The 19,578-nt window shown below is 44.7% G+C and carries 18 protein-coding genes and 2 pseudogenes; 4 read left to right on the forward strand and 16 right to left on the reverse strand.

Annotation, left to right across the window (positions count from 1 at the left end; translation table 11 throughout):
• Positions 1–19: 19 nt before the first annotated feature.
• Both secDF and LCY76_RS14940 read right to left on the reverse strand, forming a co-directional pair.
• Positions 20–2,234, reverse strand: a pseudogene (gene secDF, locus LCY76_RS14935) (protein translocase subunit SecDF).
• Between the two features lie 204 nt (positions 2,235–2,438).
• Positions 2,439–2,702, reverse strand: a complete 264-nt coding sequence (locus LCY76_RS14940; RefSeq protein ID WP_248253274.1) for a post-transcriptional regulator — start codon at positions 2,700–2,702, stop codon at positions 2,439–2,441.
• 119 nt (positions 2,703–2,821) lie between these two features.
• On the opposite strand from LCY76_RS14940, the gene spoVB reads away from it, so the two are divergent.
• Complete coding sequence (gene spoVB / locus LCY76_RS14945; RefSeq protein WP_248253275.1) at positions 2,822–4,375, forward strand: stage V sporulation protein B; 1,554 nt, start codon at positions 2,822–2,824, stop codon at positions 4,373–4,375.
• A 29-nt stretch (positions 4,376–4,404) separates the two neighbouring features.
• Here the strand turns inward: spoVB and LCY76_RS14950 are convergent, their stop codons facing one another.
• A complete protein-coding gene (locus LCY76_RS14950) occupies positions 4,405–5,076 on the reverse strand; it encodes a DUF421 domain-containing protein (protein WP_053357721.1) in 672 nt (223 codons plus the stop codon).
• 206 nt (positions 5,077–5,282) lie between these two features.
• On the opposite strand from LCY76_RS14950, the gene LCY76_RS14955 reads away from it, so the two are divergent.
• Positions 5,283–5,645: a TIGR04086 family membrane protein gene (locus LCY76_RS14955; RefSeq protein ID WP_053358516.1), complete on the forward strand. Its 363-nt coding sequence runs from the start codon at positions 5,283–5,285 to the stop codon at positions 5,643–5,645.
• A gap of 234 nt (positions 5,646–5,879) precedes the next feature.
• On the opposite strand, the gene yajC is transcribed toward LCY76_RS14955, so the two are convergent.
• From yajC to nadB, 12 genes and pseudogenes are all read right to left on the reverse strand, one after another.
• Entirely contained in the window at positions 5,880–6,143 is a 264-nt protein-coding gene (yajC, locus tag LCY76_RS14960; protein WP_053357720.1) for a preprotein translocase subunit YajC, read from the reverse strand.
• Positions 6,144–6,175: 32 nt separating this feature from the next.
• Positions 6,176–7,317 (reverse strand): annotated as a pseudogene (gene tgt, locus LCY76_RS14965) (tRNA guanosine(34) transglycosylase Tgt).
• On the reverse strand, positions 7,295–8,356 hold the full coding sequence (queA, locus tag LCY76_RS14970; protein ID WP_248253276.1) for a tRNA preQ1(34) S-adenosylmethionine ribosyltransferase-isomerase QueA: 1,062 nt from the start codon (positions 8,354–8,356) through the stop codon (positions 7,295–7,297). The pseudogene tgt and the gene queA overlap by 23 nt, the downstream one beginning before the upstream one ends.
• Before the next feature lie 22 nt (positions 8,357–8,378).
• Positions 8,379–8,576 carry a DUF2905 domain-containing protein gene (locus tag LCY76_RS14975; protein ID WP_248253277.1) on the reverse strand — a complete coding sequence of 66 codons (198 nt, stop codon included), beginning with the start codon at positions 8,574–8,576 and terminating at the stop codon, positions 8,379–8,381.
• A complete protein-coding gene (gene ruvB / locus LCY76_RS14980; RefSeq protein ID WP_248253278.1) occupies positions 8,576–9,574 on the reverse strand; it encodes a Holliday junction branch migration DNA helicase RuvB in 999 nt (332 codons plus the stop codon). The genes LCY76_RS14975 and ruvB overlap by 1 nt, the downstream gene beginning before the upstream one ends.
• A 13-nt stretch (positions 9,575–9,587) precedes the next feature.
• Positions 9,588–10,181 (reverse strand): Holliday junction branch migration protein RuvA, encoded by a 594-nt coding sequence (gene ruvA / locus LCY76_RS14985; RefSeq protein ID WP_248253279.1) that lies wholly within the window; start codon positions 10,179–10,181, stop codon positions 9,588–9,590.
• A 198-nt stretch (positions 10,182–10,379) separates the two neighbouring features.
• On the reverse strand, positions 10,380–10,967 hold the full coding sequence (locus LCY76_RS14990; protein WP_248253280.1) for a YhcN/YlaJ family sporulation lipoprotein: 588 nt from the start codon (positions 10,965–10,967) through the stop codon (positions 10,380–10,382).
• Positions 10,968–11,054: 87 nt separating this feature from the next.
• On the reverse strand, positions 11,055–12,044 hold the full coding sequence (locus tag LCY76_RS14995; protein WP_272885624.1) for a phosphotransferase: 990 nt from the start codon (positions 12,042–12,044) through the stop codon (positions 11,055–11,057).
• Positions 12,034–13,614, reverse strand: a complete 1,581-nt coding sequence (locus LCY76_RS15000) for a LysM peptidoglycan-binding domain-containing protein (protein ID WP_248253282.1) — start codon at positions 13,612–13,614, stop codon at positions 12,034–12,036. The genes LCY76_RS14995 and LCY76_RS15000 overlap by 11 nt, the downstream gene beginning before the upstream one ends.
• Positions 13,615–13,754: 140 nt before the next feature.
• Positions 13,755–14,858 (reverse strand): quinolinate synthase NadA, encoded by a 1,104-nt coding sequence (gene nadA / locus LCY76_RS15005; RefSeq protein WP_248253283.1) that lies wholly within the window; start codon positions 14,856–14,858, stop codon positions 13,755–13,757.
• Positions 14,815–15,699 (reverse strand): carboxylating nicotinate-nucleotide diphosphorylase, encoded by an 885-nt coding sequence (gene nadC / locus LCY76_RS15010; protein ID WP_248253284.1) that lies wholly within the window; start codon positions 15,697–15,699, stop codon positions 14,815–14,817. The genes nadA and nadC overlap by 44 nt, the downstream gene beginning before the upstream one ends.
• Positions 15,653–17,224 (reverse strand): L-aspartate oxidase, encoded by a 1,572-nt coding sequence (nadB, locus tag LCY76_RS15015; protein WP_248253285.1) that lies wholly within the window; start codon positions 17,222–17,224, stop codon positions 15,653–15,655. Before nadB ends, nadC begins: the two co-directional genes overlap by 47 nt.
• A gap of 99 nt (positions 17,225–17,323) precedes the next feature.
• Between nadB and LCY76_RS15020 the strand changes: the two genes are divergently transcribed.
• Positions 17,324–18,466 (forward strand): IscS subfamily cysteine desulfurase, encoded by a 1,143-nt coding sequence (locus tag LCY76_RS15020; protein ID WP_248253286.1) that lies wholly within the window; start codon positions 17,324–17,326, stop codon positions 18,464–18,466.
• Positions 18,467–18,475: 9 nt separating this feature from the next.
• Entirely contained in the window at positions 18,476–19,009 is a 534-nt protein-coding gene (locus tag LCY76_RS15025; protein WP_248253287.1) for a transcription repressor NadR, read from the forward strand.
• Between the two features lie 44 nt (positions 19,010–19,053).
• Here LCY76_RS15025 and LCY76_RS15030 read toward each other — a convergent pair whose 3' ends face one another.
• Entirely contained in the window at positions 19,054–19,497 is a 444-nt protein-coding gene (locus LCY76_RS15030; protein ID WP_053357706.1) for an ACT domain-containing protein, read from the reverse strand.
• Positions 19,498–19,578 lie beyond the last annotated feature (81 nt).

A 19,578-nucleotide genomic window follows, 5' to 3' on the forward strand; every position in this document is an offset into this window, starting at 1 on the left:
ACGAGGTGACAATGAATTCCTATGCCTGATTATTGGCAGAACTGAATTTAAGTTTTTTCAACTGTCTGGATTTAAGTACAAACCAGAGTTGAGAAGCTATACAAATAGATGCATACGTTCCAAAAACCAGACCGATCAATAGGGCGATCGAGAAGTTCATGATGGACGCGTTTCCGAAGATCAGCAATGCAACTACCGTGAGAACTACCGCAAATACCGTATTAATGGAACGGGTAAGTGTCTGCATAATACTGTCGTTGATCACCTTGTAGAGGGTCTCAACATTTTTCACCTTCGTAAACTTCATGTTTTCACGGATTCGGTCAAAGGTGATGATCGTATCATGTACCGAGTAACCTACGATGGTTAATACAGCTGCTATAAACGTAAGATCCACTTCAAGCCGCAGAATGCTGAACACGGCTACAATCAAAAAGGCGTTGTGCAGTAATCCAACAATCGCAGCCAATGACATTAGCCATTCAAAACGCAGGCTGATGTAGATGATGATTCCGATGGATGCAATCAGTACAGAAATGATCGCATTCCTGGCCATTTCCCGGCCAACCGTTGGTGATACCGTATTGATGTTGGGCTCATCTCCGTATTTCTGTTTAATGGCCGTATTCACTTTTGCCACTTCTTCACGCGAGAGCATACCAACAAAGGATACAGTCGCTCTGTCACTATTTTTACCGGAGATCAGCGGCTGGCCATCCGGTTTAAGACCTAAGTCTTCAAAATCTTTCTTGAGCTCAGCAGCTTTTAAATGGTTTCCGCTGATTTCAACCCTTGTTCCGCTTTCAAAATCGATACTTAATTTCAAACCTATGGTTAAAAGGCAAATGAGCCCTACGATGGTTAAAAGAGAGGAGAAAATAAAAAATTTCTTCCGCTGTTTTACAACATCAAAATGAAAATTCGGGTTTCTAAAGCTCATGTATATCACTCTCTTTCACTCCGAAGTAACCCGGTTTTTTGTTCAAGAACTTGCTGTTTACCCAGAGGCCCAGCAAAATTCGGGATACGTACACATTGGTAAAGAAGCTGGTTACAACACTCACAATTAGTACGAGAGCGAATCCCTTAACTGAACTTGTACCATATGCAAATAGAACTGCCGCTGTGATGATGGAGGTTAAATTCGCATCGAAGATCGGAGCAAACGAGCGCTTTGATCCCGACTTATAAGCGGAAGCGATGGATTTTCCGGAACGAATTTCTTCTTTAATTCTTTCAGCGGTTATAATATTTGCATCTACAGCCATACCTACTCCAAGGATAAAGGCAGCGATTCCTGGAAGAGTCAGTACCGCATCCATCCAATCAAAAATGAGAAGGTTTAAATAAATATAAAAACTGAGTGTTACAATCGCGATAAGGCCTGGGAACCGGTAGTAAAACGCCATAAAAAGGAAGACGAGAGCAATACCGATAATTCCGGCAGTGACCGTTTCATCCAAAGCCTGTTTCCCGAATTTAGCACCAACAGAATTCGAATAGTTTTCATCCAATTTCACAGGAAGTGCCCCGGCATTCAGGATAGAAGACAGGTTATTCGCTTCTTCCTGGGAAAATTGTCCAGTAATAACTACAGTTTTCTGATCCAATTCCTTAGTGACAGATGGCGCAGAGATAAATTTAGGTTTTTTCTTTGTCGCCTCTTCTTTATATGAATCGCCTTTTTTATAATCAAGCCAGATGACGAGCTGATTTTGTCCAGGCCCCATGTTCATGACTTTTCTCGTTACTTTAGCAAACTTATTCGGATCTTTCAGAGTCAGCTGAACGATCGGCTGGTTCGGATTGTTCTGGTCAAAGGTTACTTTTGACCCGCCGCCTTTAAGGTCCGATCCATCAAGCAATACCTTGTCATTGACATCTCGGAAGGTCAATTGCGCCTGTGTAGAAAGGAGTTTTCTTGCTTTGTTCTGATCCTTGATTCCTGCAAGCTGAACCCGGATCCGATTTTTCCCTTCGATTGTGATGTTCGGTTCCGAAACACCAAGTACGTTTACCCGTCGATCGAGTGCTTCTACCGCACTTTTTAGAACATCGTTTGTAATCTTTTGGCCTTCTTTGGCTGGTTTTACATCGTAAAGTACTTCAAATCCCCCTTGTAAATCCAGACCGAGCTTAATATTATTTACAATCCCCTTTGTTGTCATGCCGATCAGACCAACAATTACGGCAAGGATTATAAAAAATGTAAGGATCTTGCTCTTCTTCACCATTCCTTCTTTCCTCCTTCATGCTGCCGACACACTTTTAAGCACGATAATGAATATGTATAGAAAAGTGCAATCTTCCCCATTATAGCGACAGTTGTTTTTTTCTGTCAATTTCATTCCGAAAACTTTGTAAAACTTTACATAATTCTATCTTTTGCGTTTCTTTGATAAACAGCAAAAAAGGGTACCCCGCCTGGGATGGCCCTTTTATTCCACATCCCTTTTAAACGCTTCGAGCGTCAGCCAGTTCATAAAATCGGTCAATGATAAACCAAGTATCAGACCAACAAGAACATGCAATTTTGCTTCCTCTTTCTTCTTTTGAGCCTGACGCATCACACAATTCCATACTTCTTCATTCGAAACACTCTCGTACCCAAGAAAATGAAACTCCTCGGCTTTGCTTTGCAGAGCTGGTTCAACCTCTGTTTTCATGTCTTCAAAACTCATCACATCCAATGATTCGTTCACCTCTCCTGCGTTTTGCGGATAAAAAACAACTTGTCATGCTTTGTCCATTTTCTCCATATAAATGGGTTACACGGAAAACCGATGTCAAACTCATTTCTGATAAGAAAGTAGGGCCCGATATGTCAAAACAAACCCTTATCCAGGGAACACTGCTGCTCATTCTCGCCGGATTGATCACACGGATCCTTGGGTTTATCAATCGCATCGTTGTCGCCCGGGTGATGGGACAGGAAGGCGTCGGCCTTTATATGATGGCTGTGCCGACGATGCTATTAGCCATCACCCTGACACGAATGGGGCTTCCCATCGCCATCTCTAAACTAGTGGCGGAGGCCGATGCGAAAGGCGACCGCCAAAAGATCAAAAAGATACTGATCGTCTCCCTGGCTATAACTGGTGTTCTCAGCATCATTTTTACAACTGCCATGATCGCGGCTGCTCCTATATTGTCTCATTATTTCTTTACAGACAAAAGAACCTTTTACCCTTTAATCGCAATTGCACCGGTAGTTCCCGTCATCGCTGCATCTTCTGTCCTGAGAGGATACTTTCAAGGACTTCAGAACATGCGTCCTTCCGCCTATTCCCAGGTCATTGAGCAGATTGTGCGGATTACTCTTGTAGCACTTCTTACCGGACTCTTTCTTCCTTATGGTGTCGAATATGCAGCAGCCGGAGCGATGATCTCAGTTATCATCGGAGAGCTCGCTTCCCTTTTATATATGTTCTCCATGTTTAAGTTGAAAAAAAACATGAAGGTCCGAAAAGGATTTTTCGGACAGCTAAAAGGCGGTCGCTCCACATTAAACGAACTGCTCGGAATCGCTCTTCCGACCACCGGAAGCCAGCTGATTGGTTCTGTTTCTTACTTTTTTGAACCGATTGTGGTTGTTCGTAGTCTGGCGATTGCCGGGGTGAGCACCATTGCCGCAACAAGGCAGTACGGGGAGCTGGCAGGCTATGTCATTCCCTTGCTTTACTTGCCTACATTTATTACCTATTCGTTATCTGTTTCACTCGTCCCTGCCATCAGTGAAGCAAACGCCAATAAAAAGTATTCCTTGATTGAACACCGGCTGAATCAGTCTTTGCGGCTTTCTATGCTGTCTGGAGGCATTGCAGCGGTAATTACCTACGTGTATGCCGTTCCAATCATGGACCTTATGTATGACTCTCCTGCTTCTGCTTCTTATTTAAGGGTCATGACACCGCTGTTTTTCTTTTTATATTTTCAGGGGCCCCTTCAGGCAGTGTTACAGGCCATGAATCTTGCCAGAGCGGCTATGATGAACAGCCTGATCGGATCAGCCGTCAAGCTTGCTGCTGTCTTTGCTCTTGCTACAAGGCCTGAATTCGGCATCATGGGTGTGGCTATGGCCATCGTTTTAGGCATCGTCGTAGTCACTCTTCTTCATTTTGCAAGTGTTGCCAAAGCGATCAGCTATACAATCAAAGCCAAGGATTTCATCTGCGGCTTCTTTTCCATCATGATCACCGGATTTGTTTCACAGCTCATCTATACGTATATCTTCCCTCAGTTCTCAAGGGTGGCAGGAATATGCCTCTGCCTCATCTTAACAAGCATCGTTTATCTTCTTGCTCTGTTGTTTTTCCGCTTGGTGAAGAGAGAAGACCTTGCTCACCTTCCGTTAATTAAAAGATGGATTGCATAAAACAAAGCCTCTCGAACCCTGGAGAGGCTTTAATCATCTTTTTTGTCGACATACAGCGAGTCATTATTATTTATCGTACAGATAGAGATATTTTTTGTATCCCTGATTCCCATCTTGCGCAGTTCCTGGCGTAGCCATAAAGAGGTTTTATCCAGTTTTTTTAGATGGTCTTCCTGAATTTTCCCATCCAATATCACCGGGAACACCAGAGGGAGCGGGCTTACTGCTGAATTTGTTTTCCTGTCACACTCAACTTCTCTTGTAATGACGGAAAGCTTCCCTGTTGATTCCAGAATTCCAAACTCTACATCCGCCACATTCTTTATGTTGTTCTCCCTTAATTGAGTCAGCAGGTCATCAAAATTATAGCGCTGTTTTTTCATTTCAGATTCATTAATTTGTCCGTTCTCAATGATAATGGAAGGCTTGCCGTCAACGATCTCTCGAACCTTTTTGCTTTTTAATGAAAGGAACGCAAGGAAAATTTGAATGAGGAACAGTACAAAAATTCCAACCAGATGCTTTAGCATCGGTACTTTCGGATCTTCAATCGAGATGACCGCCAGTTCGGCGATCATAATGGAAACAACAAAGTCCAGTACAGATAATTTTCCTATTTCCCGTTTTCCCATCAGCCGAAATACGCCAATCAAAATAAAATAAACAAAGATGGTCCTCAAAATAATTGTATAATATTCCATTGCTTTCCCTCCTTTCATTTTCATCATAATTAGTTTGACCATCGTGATGAATGAACATGAGGCGAATGTTTTGGTAATTGAATTAAATAATGGGCATTTTCCAGGGAGAAGGACAAAAAATGTTCGTCTATTTTTCTGGACGGTGAATATGGATATAAAGAATGCTTGTATGTAAAGGAGGACGAATCCAAGTGGCTGTTCGACATATGTTTTCTTCAATGATAAAAGGTGTTGCCACAATTTTAGTTGCCATTATCATAAGCAGTCTTATTCTTTCTCTTCTATTGCGGTTCACTTCTCTGACAGAATCATCTTTAAAATGGGTGACGACCGGTCTATCCTTTCTTTCTCTCTTTATTGGAGGATTTCTTTCAGGTAAAAAGGGAAAAGAAAAAGGCATTATGCTTGGTTCCGGTACAGCCCTGCTTTTCTCCTTACTCGTGTTTTTAGTGCAATATTTAGGATACCAAACCACATTTACATCCATGCAGTACATGTATCACGGTATCTTTTTACTCCTTTGTATGCTGGGAGCCATCATGGGCGTCAATTTCAGCAGCCATAAATAAAAAAGCGGAATAGCCCTGTTTAGGTTCAACAAGCGCTGGAACTCTTACACAGCAACTCGCTTTTTGTGTTGTGGGATAAGAGTGAAGCGACCAGAGACGAATTGCGATTTTTCAATTCGTCCTCCGAGAACCAAGGCTGAAAACAAGGAAATACGTTTTCAGCCCTGGGCAATGCAGCTAGACAGGCTCAATAAAAAATGGCAGGAAGCAACGGGGCTTCTGCCATTTTTATTTTTATTGTACTTCTCTTGATTCACGGATCGCGTTACGGTCAAACGTAAGCGCTGAACCGTCCTTCGATTTGATAACCACCGTGTTTTCTTCCAGCACTTCAATCGTGCCGTGAAGACCGCCGATCGTTACGACGTAATCACCTTTTTTCAAGCCGCTCTGCATGGTTTTAACAGACTTTTGTCTTTTCTGCTGAGGTCTGATCAGCAAAAAGTAAAAAATGACAAACATCAGTAAAATTGGTAAAAGAGAACCTAAAGAACCCATTATTTTCACCCCTTTCTATTAGTTAAAGCCAGTTAAAAGTTTTTGGCGTCAGGTTTATTAAAGCCGTATTGTTCAAAAAATTCTTCACGGAAATCAAGCAGCCTGTCCTCGCGGATGGCCTGCTTCACCTGTTCCATTAAGTTTACCAAAAAATAAAGGTTATGGTAACTTGTGAGGCGGAAACCAAATGTTTCGTTGCTCTTCACCAGATGGCGGATATAAGCACGTGAATAGTTTCGGCACGTATAGCAATCACAATTTTCATCAAGAGGCCTGAAATCACGGGCATATTTCGCATTCCGGACGACTAGGCGGCCTTCACTTGTCATAAGCGTTCCGTTTCTTGCAATACGTGTAGGCAGTACGCAGTCAAACATATCAATACCGCGGATCGCTCCATCAATCAGCGAGTCAGGCGATCCGACACCCATCAAATACCTTGGTTTGTTGTCAGGAAGGTACGGCGTCGTAAACTCTAGCACTCGGTTCATAACATCCTTCGGTTCACCGACAGAAAGACCGCCGACCGCGTAACCCGGAAAATCAAGAGAGACAAGGTCCTCTGCGCTTTGACGGCGGAGATCTTCGTATTCACCGCCCTGAACGATTCCGAAAAGCCCCTGGTCATTCGGACGTTCATGGGATGCCAGACACCTTTCAGCCCAGCGGCTCGTCCTTTCTACAGAAGATTTCATGTATTCATACTCAGCTGGATACGGCGGGCATTCATCGAAAGCCATCATGATGTCCGAGCCTAAGGCATTCTGAATCTCCATGGCCCCTTCAGGACTCAGGAACAGCTTTTCACCGTTCAGATGGTTCCTGAAATGCACGCCTTCTTCTGTGATCTTTCTCAAATCACTTAAGCTGAATACCTGAAAACCCCGGAATCCGTTAAGATGGAACGGTCCCAGTTCATGAATTTATGAAGGCCGCCAGCTTCACGGATGATCTCATGTCCCGGACGAAGCCAGAGATGATACGTGTTGCTCAAAATAATATTGGCGCCAAGGTCTTTTAACTCCTCAGGGCTCATTGTTTTAACGGTAGCGAGTGTTCCTACCGGCATGAATACCGGAGTCTCAAATACGCCATGGGGCGTGTGGACTTTTCCGAGCCTCGCTCCTGACTGCTTACAAGTTTTGATTAATTCATACCGAACGGCTGCTGTCATGTTTGTACTCCCCTTCTAAAATCAGCATGGCATCTCCAAAGCTAAAGAAGCGGTATCGTTCACGCACAGCTTCATTATAGGCTTTCAGGACATTCTCGCGGCCCGCAAGCGCGCTGATCAGCATAATCAGTGTAGACTTAGGCAGATGGAAATTAGTAATCATTCCGTCAATCGCCTTAAAGCGATATCCTGGATAAATAAAGATATCCGTCCATCCGGAATCTTCTCGGAATTCTCCGTGTTTTCCCGCGACCGTCTCTAGGGTGCGGGTAGAGGTCGTCCCAACCGAGATAATCCGTCCTCCATTGTTTCTGACTTCATTTAGAAGTGCAGCCGTTCCTTTCGTCAGCTGGTAATACTCGGCATGCATATCGTGCTCTTGAATATTTTCAACAGAAACAGGGCGGAATGTTCCCAGCCCTACATGAAGAGTAATAAAAGCAACATGTATACCCTTTTTCTTAATCTCCTCAAGCAGTGTTTCAGTAAAGTGCAAACCTGCTGTTGGTGCAGCTGCCGAGCCCTGGTGTTTGGCAAACACAGTCTGATACCGCTCCCGCTCTTCCAGCTGCTCTTTTATATAAGGAGGCAATGGCATTTCGCCAAGAGCGTCCAGAATTTCATAAAAAATACCCTCATATTCAAATTTAAAGGTACGCCCGCCTTGATCAGTTTCCTCCAGACAAACAGCTTTAAGCAGACCGTTACCAAAAGAAACGACGGTGCCTGGCTTTACTCTTTTTGCCGGTTTCACGAGGGTTTCCCAAGTATCGCTGCCTGTTTCCTTCAACAGCAAAATCTCAATCTTAGCCTTAGTGTCTTCTTTCTCACCAAGAAGCCTTGCCGGCAGAACTCTTGTATCATTCAGGATTAAGCAATCTCCTGGATTTAGATAATCAATCACATTTTTAAACGTATTGTGTTGAATCTGTCCGGATACCGGGTCAAGCACCATCAGCCTTGAAGCAGTACGGTCTTTCAGCGGTGTCTGAGCAATCAGCTCTTCCGGCAGGTCAAAATCAAACATATTGATGTCCATTTTCTTCTCCTGTTTCTTTCACCTATTTAAATCGCCCGATCACATAAAATATCAATGTCAGAACGACACTGATAATAATCGATGTGACAATGGGAAAATAAAATGTAGTGTTCCCTTTTTTAAAAACGATGTCGCCGGGAATCTTGCCTACGAACGTCCATAAACCACCGATAATGATCAAGATGACTCCCATCAGTATTAACAGCCGGGGTATTCCCATTAAGGATTCGGCACCTCCATATTAAAATGCTCATAAGCAAGGGCAGTCACCACTCTCCCCCTGGGGGTGCGCTGTATAAAGCCAATCTGCAGCAGGTAGGGTTCATAAACATCTTCAATCGTATGGGATTCCTCTCCGATCGTAGCTGAAATGGTTTCAAGACCTACCGGGCCGCCTTTGTATTTATGGATGATCCCTTGTAATAATTTATGGTCAATATGATCCAATCCTAAACGGTCGACTTGAAGCATTTCCAGCGCCCTGTCTGCGAGGCTGATACTCACCGTGTCCGTCCCATCAACCTGTGCAAAGTCCCGTACTCTTTTGAAGAGACGATTGGCAATCCTCGGCGTCCCTCTTGAACGGCGGGCTATCTCTTGGGCAGACGGCCTGTCAATCTTCATGCCAAATACCTCACTGGTCCGTGTAACAATTTCGGTTAAATCTTCATTATTGTAGTATTCCAGACGTGCCAGCACACCAAATCGGTCACGGAGCGGTGAAGACAGAGACCCGGCACGGGTAGTCGCCCCTACTAACGTAAACGGAGGCAGATCCAGCCGGACAGATCGAGCTGTTTCGCCCTTTCCGATGACAATATCCAGGCAGAAGTCTTCCATCGCGGAATAGAGCACTTCCTCGATCGCTCTTGATAGCCTGTGAATTTCATCAATAAACAGCACATCCCCAGGTTCAAGTGCTGTGAGGATAGCTGCCAGATCACCCGGCCGTTCAATTGCGGGTCCGCTTGTCGTTCTGAAATTGACGTTCATTTCTTTCGCAATGATAGATGCGAGCGTTGTTTTCCCAAGACCCGGAGGCCCGTATAGCAAAACATGGTCAAGGGCCTCATTTCTAAGCTTAGCCGCCTGAATAAAGATATTTAGATTTTCTTTTACTTTTTCTTGGCCTATGTATTGATGCAAATATTCCGGACGCAAACTCAATTCAAAAAAATCGTCCTTTGAGCTTTCACCCGATACTATTCTGTCATCCAAAGCGATCACGCCCCTAATGGTTCACTAGCTTCTGCAGCGCTTTCCTTATGTACTGATCTGTTGTCAGATCTTCCTTTTTAAGGGAAGGCAGCACTTTATTAATTTCTTTCTTGGCATACCCTAAAGCCGTTAATGCTTCAACCGCTTCATCAAGCTGTTCTGAACTGTCGGAAGCCTGGCCGGCAAATAATCCCTCCATTGGCTCTTCAGTGAAGATCGAAAGCTTTCCTTTAAGGTCCAATATCATCTGGCGGGCCGTCTTCTTCCCTACTCCCGGAAATTTCACAAGAAACCCTTCATCCTCAGCTTCAATGGCCCGGATCACTTGTTCTGGCTGTCCGAATGCCATGATGGCTAAGGCTCCTTTTGGGCCTATTCCTGATACGTTTAATAATTTTAAGAATAAATCTCGCTCTTTGCGTGTTTTAAACCCATACAGCGCAATCAAATCTTCCCTCACATAATGATATGTGTAGATCGTCTCAGCTTTACCGGGACGATAGATGAATGGATTCGGACAAAAAATTTGGTATCCAATCCCATTGGCTTCAAGAACTGCATATTCAGCAGACACGTGTTCAATCTTTCCATTTATATGTTCAATCAATCATGTTCTCTCCTTCTAGAAAAGCGGAAGCGCCCTGCTTAAATCCGACGAGCGCTGAAGCTAGACATCACAAAAAGCGACCATACGTTTCTGTCAGTATTGTATCACAGAGTCAGCCGGAAAGGGGAGTTTAACACAAAAATCGCAATGCTTCTTTTCAAGGAAATAAAAAAAAGAGAACAGAAAAAATCCTGTTCTCTAACGATTATTTTCGAAAGGACGTTTAACTGCATCTCCTAAGTTGGTGCCTGCTTTTCCGATATCCGCCATAATTCCCTTGATGTCAGAGCTGACTTCATTGGTTGTTTTGCCGTCACGGAGATTATTATCTACGTTTTTGATTCGATTCACGATCGAATCATCAGTTGTCACGCGAACATCCCGATTGGGAACCAGCTTTTTCACTTCTCTATACACTCTCTGATCGACAGCGCTTTTATCGTTTTCACTGGTATCTATACCGACAATGACGTTGTTATCATTCAAAATAACGTGAGCATCGTCTACATTGTTCATACTGTTGACCCGGTTCCTGATCTTCTCGGCAAGCGCACCATCATAGTCCTCATGATACGTTACATTATGGTCGGTACGGTTATTATCCATCATGTCAGTAACAGGGCCTTTACTGCGGTCCAAATCCCCGCGGTTGTCACCCTCGTTGGAATAATATCCGATCGGCCTTACATCATTATCGTTGCGGTCGAGCGCACCTTTGTTGTTGTTACAGCCCACCAGACCTGCTGTTAATGCAAGAACCGTTATTCCGCTTAGTAAAATCTTCAATGCAAAAACCTCCTTTCACCACTAGAATGGCATTCGGAGGTTCTTTTTACTCTGTTACATACCGGTAAGACATATAATTTCTGGATATTACGTGGGATTCTTGACCAATTCCTGTATTGTTTTTATAAACTTTCTCCGGAACGGAAGATCTTCTTCTGTAAAGGCCGTCATTTCTTTGATCTGATCTTTCCCCGCTTCGAATGCACGATTCCATTCTCTGTATAGATCCGTCGGAAAAACAAGGGCGATTAAAAACCATTTTTTACGAAGAAGCGATTCCAGCTCAGGGTCTTGGCATTTTCGCAATATGGATGGGGACCAATCCCAATATGGCATGATCCGGTTTACATATTGAAGAATGTCATAATCATGCGGGACGACGGAAAACAGGTCGTAATCGATTAAGATTACGTTGTCCCCGCTTAAGCGCATAAAATTATGAGGAGCTACATCTCCGTGGCATACTTCACCCTTTTGTCTTGCGTTCTGTTCCATTTTTTCCAGTTCTCTTCGGTTCAATTTGCTCAATGACCATTTCCCCCACCCAATCATTTCCTGAAAAGCTTCACTCATCTCATGAGAAATATGATGTTTTTTACTGTTTCTTTTAAAAGCATTAAATCGTTTGGTCCACTTTTCGATAAGTGAATAGCTCGATAGAAGCGAGAGATAGGAGTCAGACTGAAAGATACTCTGGCGGTGGAACTTTCGAATCGCATGGATTCCGTCTCTAATGTCCTTTTCGTCATTCAGATCAAGTTCATCACCTTTATAAAAAGGCATGATGCCCCAATACATGTTCTCATAGTAATGTATTTTCTTTCCGGTCGGAAAAGCCGTATATATTCCCATCATCGGACTTGATTGCTGAGAATACCACCGGGACAGCTTCAATTGCTCCTGACATTCTTCCTTTCTGGAGAACCCTTTAAGCACATAAGTTCCTGCTTTGGTTTCAATAATACAAACATTTTGTTTCACAAAATAATGGTTTTTAATATCCAGCCCTTTCTCAGTAAGGCTACTTAAGAAGAGACGCTTTCTTTTGAAACCGTCTCCGTATGAATTACTCTTCATCTTGATCTTGGCTGTCTAACGAGCCATCACGGTATTGCGCCTGTGAGTACGGATTTGGCATTCCTTGCATCTGACCCATTTGTCCTTGCTGCGCTGGGGGATTACCGCCGTAAGATCCTTGCCCTCCGGACATATCACCATACCCTTGAGAAACTTGGCCTGGCGGATATTCACCATACATTTGCTGACCCTGCATTCCTTGGCCCATCGGCTGGCTGCCATATGGCTGAACTTGCATTCCCTGGCTCATCGGCTGGCTGCCATATGGCTGAACTTGCATTCCCTGACTCATCGGCTGGCTGGCATATGGCTGAACTTGCATTCCCTGGCTCATCGGCTGGCTGCCATATGGCTGAACTTGCATTCCCTGGCTCATCGGCTGGCTGCCATATGGCTGAACTTGCATTCCCTGGCTCATCGGCTGGCCGACGTATGGCTGAACTTGCATTCCTTGGCCCATCGGCTGACCTTGCATCGGCATAAACGTAGCATATGGATTTTGCTGCTGATCCTGCGATAGCATCATTCCGTGCTGGGATGCCATATTAGGCTGCTGTTGCATTCCAGTCTGAGGCATGCTGCTGTATCCCACCTGGCCTGAACCTGGCGCCCCCATGCCCATTTGTAAACCGCCTGGGGGAACTTGAGGATAAGATCCTGCCTGCTGTCCCTGGCCTTGATAAGGCATGGCACTGAATGGCGGCATTCCTGCCCCTGCACCTCCATATACTGGAGCAGTGTACCCCTGAGGCTGTTCAAACATCGGCGGAACACCTGAATACATCTGGTTCATTACAGAAGATGACTCTTCACCCAAGAATGGATGTTTATGCTGTTTCCCCATTCCAAACTGGTCTTTTCCATGGACGAGCCCCGGGGAAAGATAGGCAGGCGGCACATAGTTCATTTGAGGTTCTTTATAGTGAATCGGCTCGTGGTGATGTCCCCATTTCATATGTGAAGATGAGGATGATTCCATAAACGCCGCAAAATCTTTATGAGACATAGGGGCAAGCGGTTTTGGTGATTTCATGGACGATTCTTTGTAATCTTTTTTCGGAAGCAATGGATTAAATGGCATATCCTTTTTTGCCGGTGCCGGCTTTAACGGCATGATGGGTTCTGCTTTCATCGGCATTTTATGCTCGGCCTTTGGCGCCATTTTAGGTGCTGCTTTTGCGATTATCGGTGCTGCTTTTGCGATTATTGGTGCTGCTTTTGGGATAATCGGTGCTGCTTTAGGCGGAGCTGGAATAGGTGCAGGTTTTGGCGGCGGTGGCGGCGGGGCTGGAACCGGAATTTCTTGAACTGGAGCTACTGGCATTTCTTTTTTGGGCATTTCTTTTTTCTTCGGCTGCTCTTTTTTAGAGCCTGGCATCATAAACGGCATCTTTGCTTTCTCTCCGCGTCCGATCGGCACTTGTTCAGAAGGAATCTTTACTTTTGATCCTCTTTCAAGAGCGCCTGAAGATAAACCGAAATTCACTCTTCTTAATTCTTCAGAAGTTACATTATACTTATCGGCGATTTTTTCGAGAGTATCACCTTTTTGAACGATATGAATTCTCACGTAAACAAAACTCCCTCCTGCCAAATTTCTATACAGTATATGAGAATCTGGGCATTGTGCTACTACCTATTTCAGTAGTCGGTCTTTTACCAATTTATGCCCTGAAAATCAGCTGTATGACTTTGACAGGAAGGAGTCATCTACGCTCTTGCTAACATTCTCTCAAGAGCTTTTACTGCGTATTCAGTTGTTTCGCTGTCCACTGTTATGATGTTCTGAGGATCTCCCTGTGCGATTTTTTCAAGCGCATATGTCAGATGAGGAAGATCAATGCGATTCATCGTCAGACAGGGGCACATATTGGAATTTAAAGAAATTATCCGTTTATCAGGATGGTTTTTTTTCAGGCGGTTGACGAGATTCATCTCTGTCCCTATCGCCCAAGCGCTGTTTGGCTCAGCGTTTTGGATCGTCTGAATAATATAATGAGTGGAGCCCGCCATATCCGATTGCTGGACGACTTCATGGCTGCACTCTGGATGGACGATGACCTTCATCTCTGGATCGTTCACACGCAAGGATCGAATATTATCAACTGTGAATTTTTCATGGACCGAACAGTGTCCTTTCCAGAGAATCACTTTAACTGCATCCAGATCTCCGTCATATTCCAATTTATTGGCAATTGGATCCCATACAGCCATTTGCTCTAATGGAACACCCAGCGTATAGGCAGTGTTCCGGCCCAAGTGCTGATCGGGAAGAAAAAGGATTCTTTCTTTTTGTGCAAACGCCCATTCCAGCATTCGTTCTGCATTTGATGAGGTCACGGTTGCACCGCCATTCTTACCGCAGAATGCTTTGATGGCTGCCGTAGAATTGACATACGTGAGCGGCAGGACCGTATCACCGAACAAGGACTGTAATCGGTCCCACGCTTTCTCTGTCTGATGGATATCCGCCATGTCCGCCATGGAACATCCTGCTCTCATATCCGGAAGGATTACTTTTTGATGAGATTCCGTCAGCATATCCGCTGTTTCCGCCATGAAGTGCACCCCGCAAAATACGATGAATTCCGCATCGCGATTATTGGCCGACTGCTGGGCGAGCTGGAGCGAATCTCCCGACGTATCCGCAAATTGAATCACTTCATCTTTTTGATAGTGATGTCCTGGAATATACAAACGGTCTCCGAGTTTCTTCTTAACTGCTCTGACCCGTTCGATCATCTCTTCTTCCGTCATCGTGAAATAGGTTTCAGGAATTCCGGATTTCAGCCTGAAGGCTTCCAGTAAGCTCATCTTTTAACCCCCCTGTAATGTTTAAACTGATGTCGAGTGATACCGCTGAGTGAGTGAGCAATCCAAGCGAAATAAAATTCACTCCTGTTTTCCCATAATGTCGAAGTTCATCAAGGGATATGCCTCCGGAAGCTTCCGTAATGATATGACCAGGAACATGATGTTTCCATGCTCCAATTTCTTCTGGTGTGCGGTTATCGAACATAATCACATCCGCACCTGCGCTTACAGCTTCTTTCACCTGTTCAAAATTCTCTGTTTCTACTTCCACTTTCAACATGTGTCCCAGACTGGACTTCACGGTATTTACGGCTTCGGTTATACCGCCAGCCCGGGCGATATGATTGTCTTTGACCATCACCCCGTCATACAGTCCGAAACGGTGGTTATACCCTCCGCCGCAGCGGACAGCGTATTTCTCGAACATCCTGAGCCCTGGTGTGGTTTTACGCGTGTCGCAAATTTTCGTTGTTTCACTGTTTAGAGCGGTTACTGCTTCATTCGTTAGCGTCGCTATCCCTGACATCCTTTGCACGAGATTCAGAATGACTCGTTCTCCGCCAAAAATAGCAGATGCAGGACCTTTCACCTCCGCAAGAATCTGTCCGGGTTTAATAACATCGCCGTCTTTCACATTAGGAACAACAGTACAATATTCGCTTAGCAGCCGGTACCCTTCGGAAATCACATCCATTCCCGAAAATACACCGGATTTTTTAGCGATAAAGCGCGCTTCTGTCTCCTCCTCCTCCGGAAACAGCAATCCGCATGTGATGTCCCCTTCTCCAAGATCTTCAAGAAAAAATTCCTGCAGCTGCTTTTTTAGCTTCAGCTTGTTCATTTTGATCCTTCTTTCTGTATACTTGTTTTTTCAGCCAGCAGTTATCATCGTTGGACGGAAAATCACTTCTGTAATGGCCGCCCCTGCTCTCTGTCCGCAAGTGAGCAGATGTAACGATCAGCCAGCCGGTTTGCAGCATGTTAATCCTTTCAATTTCATCGGGTTTACAGTGATAATCCGGCTTTTCTATGGAGAAATTTTCAAACCAGCGGATCGCTTCACCCAGGCCTTCCCTTGTGCGGACAATCCCTGCATACTGTGTCATTTGTCTTTGAATCTCTTGTTTCTCCGGCCATCTTCTCTTCTGTTGTTCTGTATATTCCCATTCAACCGGGAACAGGGAGGCTTCATGCTCTTTCAAAGCCATAATCCTTGCAGCTGTCCGTTTGGCGAAGACTACACTTTCAAGCAGTGAGTTGCTCGCAAGCCTGTTGGCGCCATGCACGCCGGTTCGGGAAGCTTCCCCTACAGCATACAGATGAGGAACTGTCGTTTCCCCCCATTGGTTTGTGACCGCTCCTCCCATTGTAAAATGAGCACCCGGGGCAACAGGAATTCTGCCTTCGTTTAGTACAATTCCAGCGTTTCGGCAAATTGCTGTTATGGCAGGAAACCGGTTTGTGAAGCTTTTCACTTTTGAAACATCAAGAAAAATTTCATATCCCTTTTGAATGTATTCAAAAATAGTCCTCGAAACGATATCACGAGGAGCCAAGTCACCCATCTCATGGACACCAGACATCACGGATGCTCCTTCGGAAGTAACCAACGTGCCTCCTTCTCCTCTTACCGCTTCCGAAACTAAACCGAAAGATTCCCCATTCGTAAACAGCATCGTAGGATGAAACTGTATAAATTCCAGGTCGGAGAGTACCGCACCCGCTCGGAATGCAAGGGCGATGCTGTCTCCTGTAATGCTTTTGTCGTTGGAATTGACGTTATAAAGACCAGCTGCGCCCCCAGAAGCAAGAATGACAGAGGCTGCGAAATAAACAGTAACCTCACCGTTCGCATTCTTTGTCCAGGCACCAACGCATTTTCCTTGCTTAATGATAAGGTCCCCAGCTATTTCAAATTCTTGGACCGTAATATGATGGGAGATTCTTTGATAAAGGACATCAACTATTTTTGAACCTGTTCTATCACCGCCAGCATGGACGATCCGTGCCCGCCGATGTCCTCCCTCCCTGCCGAGCGTGAGACTGCCATCTTTGTTGCGGTCAAAGGGAACCTTCCAATCCTCCATCGTTCGGATCATGTCCGGACCTTCTTTGACCAGTATCTCGGTGAGAGTTTCTTCATTGTGAAAACTACCTGCTTTTACGGTATCTATAAAGTGTTCAGCCCAGTGGTCTTCTTTTTCAGTGACCGCAGCAATCCCTCCTTGCGCATGATAAGAATTGCTGTTCTGGAAGGAAGACTTTGTGATGATTGTCACATTCTTATGCGAGCGTAAACATTCGGCTGTCATTAATCCAGCAATGCCGGAGCCGATAATGAGAACGTCTGTAGACTCTACGTTCATGACGAAACCCCCGTTCATTTTCTTTACAGGTGTCTTGACACTTATATTTACATAGAATTACACTTATGACAAGAGTTTTTTACGAGAGGCGGTTTAAGAATGATTTATCTTGATTACGCAGCAACGACTCCTATGTCAGAAGAAGCACTGTATGCTTTTACAGAAACAGCAAAAATGTACTTTGGAAATACGTCGAGCCTGCATGACCAAGGATCACAGGCTGCAGATCTGGTCAATCTGGCACGTGCTGAACTGGCCGGGATGCTCGGCGGCAATAGTGAAGGGATCTACTTTACAGGAGGAGGGTCCGACGGTAATTTTCTTGCGCTCACAAGCCTTGCTCTTGGAAACAAGGAAAAAGGAAACCACATCATCACTTCACCGCTAGAGCATGGATCCGTGCAGCAGGCCCTTGCTTTTCTAGAAAATGAAGGTTTTGAAATCACCGTACTTCCTGTTGATCAGAACGGGAGGATCGCTTTAAACGATCTTCGCAGCGCCATTCGAAAAGAGACGATTCTCGCTACAATCACTCATGGAAACAGTGAGATCGGCGTTATCCAGCCATTAGCTGAAATCGGAGCTCTGCTGAAAGAAGAGAATGTCATTTTCCATAGTGACTGTGTCCAGACGTTTGGAAAGCTCCCTCTTCATGCGGGGGAAATGAATATTGGTGCTCTTACTGTTTCTGCTCATAAAATTCATGGCCCTAAAGGTGTAGGTGCTGTATATATTTCCCCCACTCTCACCTGGCAGCCGCTGCTCAAGAACGGTACACATGAAAAAGGGATTCGCCCTGGAACAATCAACACTCCGGGAATCGTTTCTTTTATTACAGCGGCAAGCAATCAGGTGAATCGTATGGTAAAATGGAAGACAAATGTGGAAGAATTAAAAAACTGCTTTCTTTCCCTGACAGAAGAAGATGAATGTTTAATCATTGAAGGAGACAGCCATACGACGCTGCCACATTTCCTGGCCATTCGTCTGAAAGGGATTGAAGGGCAGTATGTCATGCTGGAATTAAACCGCCAGAAGATCGCTGTTTCAACCGGTTCAGCTTGTAAAGCAGGACAGCAGGAACCTTCCAAAGCACTCCTTGCGATGGGGCGATCGGCGGATGAAGCACATGAACTCGTGCGGATCACACTCGGAAAAGAAACAACAAAAGAGGAAATAAAGGCTTTGGCTGCAGCCATCCATGATCTTACACAACGCTTTTATTATCAAACAGGGAGTTGAAAACGTGTAATGGAGACTCCAAAAATACCAGGAGACGAAAGAAGAGACCTCATACTAAAGTGGTTAAAAGAGAGCAAGAGCCCGATCAAAGGCGGTGAACTCGCACTTAAAACAAATGTCAGCCGCCAGGTTATTGTTGGCGACATCTCGCTGTTAAAAGCAAAAAATGAACCGATTATTGCCACTTCCCAAGGATACCTCTTTTTAAAAACGGAAGAAAAAGACGTTCCACATAGACATTTGATTGTTTCCAACCATTCTCCTGAGCAAACGAAAGATGAACTTTTTACAATTGTCGATCATGGAGTAACTGTTAAGAATGTAATTGTCGAGCACCCGATTTACGGAGACCTGACTGCATCTCTTCTTCTCAGTACCCGAAAGGATGTAGAGGATTTTCTCGGCAAATTGTCATCAACAAACGCTGCATTGCTCAGTACATTAACAGAGGGCATACACCTTCATATGCTCGAGGCGCCAACGAAAGAGCAGCTGGATAACGTATGCAGGGAGCTTAAACAAAAAGGATATTTGCATTCATAAAAAAAGAGGACTGCAGCAAGATCTGCAGTCCTCTTTTTTTGTTGTTATGCTCCAGTTCCAATCACTTCGACTCGCTCTACAGCTTCCATACGATTCAATGTGGTCAGCAGTTCATTGATTTCACCGCGAAGGCCGTTGGTTTCAATCGTCAGCATCACATTGGCTCTCCCTTGCAGCGGTATGGTCTGGTTAATGGTGAGCACATTGCAGCCAACAGAGGCAACAATGGTGAGAAGGCTTGACAACGCACCCGAACGGTCTTCGAGATTGATGGAAAGGGTGATGATCTTTTCTTTGATCATCGTATGAAAAGGAAAAATTCCATCCCTGTACTTATAGAACGCACTCCTGCTGAGGCCCACTTTTTCAGCAGCCTCCGCGACGGTTTTTACCTTGCCACGGTCTAATAAGGATTTTGCTTCAAGCGTTTTTTGCATGGATTCTGAAAGAACATCTTCCCTGACCATGTAAAATTGCCTTTCTTTCATATGTAACCTCCAAAACGGGCTTTTTCATAAGTATATCCAATGAGATAGCCAAATGTCTATCCCATATAGACAAAAAAATAG

Origin of the sequence: Fictibacillus marinisediminis, from assembly GCF_023149135.1 — a bacterium.
Lineage (GTDB): Bacteria > Bacillota > Bacilli > Bacillales > Fictibacillaceae > Fictibacillus_C > Fictibacillus_C marinisediminis.